The sequence below is a fragment of the Streptomyces sp. NPDC016640 genome (assembly GCF_043076215.1).
Lineage (GTDB): Bacteria > Actinomycetota > Actinomycetes > Streptomycetales > Streptomycetaceae > Streptomyces.
Genome location: NZ_JBIBRG010000044.1, coordinates 1 through 3,533 on the forward strand (window position 1 = coordinate 1; position 3,533 = coordinate 3,533).

Consider the following 3,533-nt stretch of genomic DNA (forward strand, 5'->3'; position numbering starts at 1 on the left):
ACCCTCCACCCCACCACCACCCAAACCCCCCACCTCGACCTGCCCACCTACCCCTTCCAACGCGACCGCTACTGGCTGGATCCGGTCAGGGCCGCCGAGGTCAGTGGTCCGTCGGAGACCGATCGGCTGCGTTATCGCGTCGCGTGGGAGGCCGCGCCGGAGGACTACTCCGTGCCCTCGGCGGAGCGCTGGCTGCTCCTCGGCAGGAACGATCCGACGGACGCCGGAATCCTCGTCGGCGTCGAAGAGGAACTCGCCGTCCATGGGGCTGCCGTCCAGCGTCTCGAAATACCGGCGTCCGCCGGGCGGGAGGCTGTCGCCGGGCTGCTCCGGGCTGCCTGTGAGGGGGCCGAGCCATGCGGGCGGGTTCTGTGGCTCGCGCCTGCGGAGCCCGGTCTTGCCGAGGCCGTCGCTCTGCTCCAGGCCCTGGGCGACGCCGGACCGGACGCCCCCCTGTGGATCGCCACGCGCGGTGCGGTGGCGGCGCAGGCCGGCGAGGCACCGTCCGTCGAGGGGGCACAGCTGTGGGGGCTGGGCCAGGTCGCCGGTCTGGAACTCGCCGGCCGCTGGGGCGGCCTGGTGGATCTGCCCGCCGATGCCGCTCCGGCCGCGCTGCGCGGGCTCGCCCGGGTGCTCGTCTCGAACGCCCCGGACAACCAGGTCGCGGTACGGGCCTCCGGTGTCTTCGTCCGTCGTGTGGTTCCCGCGCCCGGCCGGCCCGCGCGGCACGACTGGGCTCCTTCCGGGACCGTGCTCATCACCGGCGGCACGGGGGCGCTCGGTGCTCAGGTCGCGCGCAGGCTCGCCCTGGCCGGAGCGCCGCATCTGCTCCTGGCCGGACGTCGTGGGAGCAGTGGTGCGGGCGAGCTGGTCGACGAGCTCACCGCGCTCGGCGCCGAGGTCACCGTCGCGGCCTGTGACGCCGCCGACCGCGACGCGCTCGCCTCCCTGCTCGCCACGGTCCCGGAGCACCGCCCGCTGACGGCTGTGCTGCACGCGGCCGGGGTGCTCGACGACGGGGTGCTCGACGGACTCACCCCCGAGCGCATCGACGCGGTGCTGCGGGCCAAGGCCACCGCCGCCCGGCACCTGGACGAACTGACCGCCGACCTCGACCTGGACGCCTTCGTGCTCTTCTCCTCGATCGTCGGGGTGTGGGGCAACGGTGGGCAGGCCACGTACGCGGCGGCCAACGCGGCCCTCGACGCGCTCGCCCACAGGCGGCGGGCGCGGGGACGGCGCGCCACGTCGATCGCCTGGGGCCCGTGGGCCGGTTCCGGGATGGCGGCCGGCGACGGGGCGAAATCCTTCGCACGGGACGGCATCGACGTACTGGAGCCGGAACAGGCGCTCGACCTGCTGGAGCAGGCGGTCCGCACCGACGAGACCGCCCTGCTCGTCGCCGACGTGGACTGGGAGACCTTCCTGTCGTCCTCGGCACCCCGCCGCTCCCAGCTGCCGCTGTTCGGCAGGATCCCGGCGGCGCGTGCGGTCGCCGTGTCCGGTGCCGACGGCTCACCGGAGGACGTGCCCGTCTGGTTGTCGCCGCAGCTCTCGGCGGCCGAGCGGCAGCGTCATCTGCTGGATCTGGTGCGTACGGAGGCCGCCTCGGTGCTTCGGCACGGCTCGGTCACGGCCGTCGACGCGGAAACGGCGTTCCGGGCAGGGGGGTTCGACTCCCTCACCCTCGTGGAACTGCGCAACCGGCTGGCCTCCGCCACGGGACTGCGCCTGAGCAACACCCTGTTGTTCGACCATCCGACTCCGGCCGCTGTGGCCGAGTACTTCGGCGAGAAGTTGTTCGGGGCCGAGCCGCCCGCCGCGGCTTGCCACGGGGACGCCGGCGCTCGGACCGTCGTCGCCCCGAACGAGCCGATCGCGGTGGTGGGCATGGCCTGCCGCTATCCCGGCGGCGTGGCCACGCCCGACGACCTGTGGGAGCTGGTCGCCTCCGGGACCGACGCCATCTCCGCGTTCCCGGCCGACCGCGGCTGGGACCTGGACGGCCTGTACGACCCCGACCCGAGCACACCCGGCAAGACCTACGTCCGCCACGGCGGCTTCCTGCACGACGCGGCCCAGTTCGACCCCGAGTTCTTCGGCATCAGCCCCCGCGAAGCCACCGCCATGGACCCCCAGCAACGCCTCCTGCTCGAGACCTCCTGGGAAGCCCTCGAAGACGCCGGGATCGCCCCCCACACCCTGCGCGCCACCCGCACCGGCGTCTTCACCGGGGCTTCCCAGCAGGAATACGGGACTCAGTCGCACGAGGCCGCCGACAAGTACGGCGGTCATCTCCTCACCGGCACGCTGGCGAGCGTCATGTCGGGTCGGGTGGCGTACACGCTGGGCCTGCAAGGACCCGCGCTCACCGTGGACACCGCGTGCTCGTCGTCCCTGGTGGCACTGCACCTGGCGGTGCAGTCCCTGCGCCGGGGCGAATGCGACCTGGCCTTTGCCGGGGGGACGACCGTCATGGCCGCCCCCACCGTCTTCGTCGAGTTCTCCCGCCAGCGCGGGCTGGCGCCCGACGGCCGCTGCAAACCCTTCGCCGACACCGCCGACGGCACCGCGTGGGCCGAGGGCGTCGGGGTGCTGCTGGTGGAGCGGTTGTCGGACGCCGAGCGGCTCGGCCACCGCGTCCTGGCCGTCGTACGCGGCACCGCCGTCAACCAGGACGGCGCCAGCAACGGCCTCACCGCACCCAGCGGACCCGCCCAGCAGAAGGTCATCCGGGAGGCCCTGGCCGACGCCGGCCTCACCCCCGACGACGTCGACGCCGTCGAAGCCCACGGCACCGGCACCCCCCTCGGCGACCCCATCGAAGCCGAGGCCCTGCTGGCCACCTACGGACACCCCGAGCGGCAAACTCCGGTCTGGCTCGGGTCGTTGAAGTCCAACATCGGCCACACCCAGGCCGCCGCCGGTGTCGCCGGGATCATCAAGATGGCCCACGCCATGCACCACGGCACCCTGCCGCGCACCCTGCATGCGGATGCGCCCACCTCCCAGGTCGACTGGGCCTCCGGCTCCCTCCAGCTCCTCACCGACGCCCAGCCCTGGCCCGCCGACCCCGACCGGCCACGCCGCGCCGGCATCTCCGCCTTCGGCGTCAGCGGCACCAACGCCCACGTCGTGATCGAGGAGCCCCCCTCTGCCCCGCAGGCACCCGCGCGGACTCAAGCACCGCCCGTCATCGCCTGGCCCCTGTCCGGCCACACCCCCGCCGCCCTGCACGCCCAGGCCACCCGCCTGGACTCATGGCTCCAGCACACCGACGCCGACCCGCTGGACATCGCCCACTGCCTGGCCACCACCCGCACCCACTTCAAACACCGCGCCGTCGTCATCGGCCGCACCCCCACCGAACTCCGCACCAAACTCCACACCCTCGACGCCATCCAGGGCACCACCCACCCCCACCCCCGCCTCACCCTCCTCTTCACCGGCCAGGGCGCCCAGCACCCCGGCATGGGCCGGGACCTCTACACGACGGACCCCGACTTCGCCACCGCCCTGGACGACGTCTGCGA

1 protein-coding gene is annotated in these 3,533 nt (G+C 73.8%); it reads left to right on the forward strand.

The features are described 5' to 3' along the window. Window positions 1-3,533, forward strand: a 3,533-nt coding sequence (locus tag ACF07S_RS33395) for a type I polyketide synthase (RefSeq protein ID WP_391975918.1), incomplete at both ends; no start/stop codon positions are given.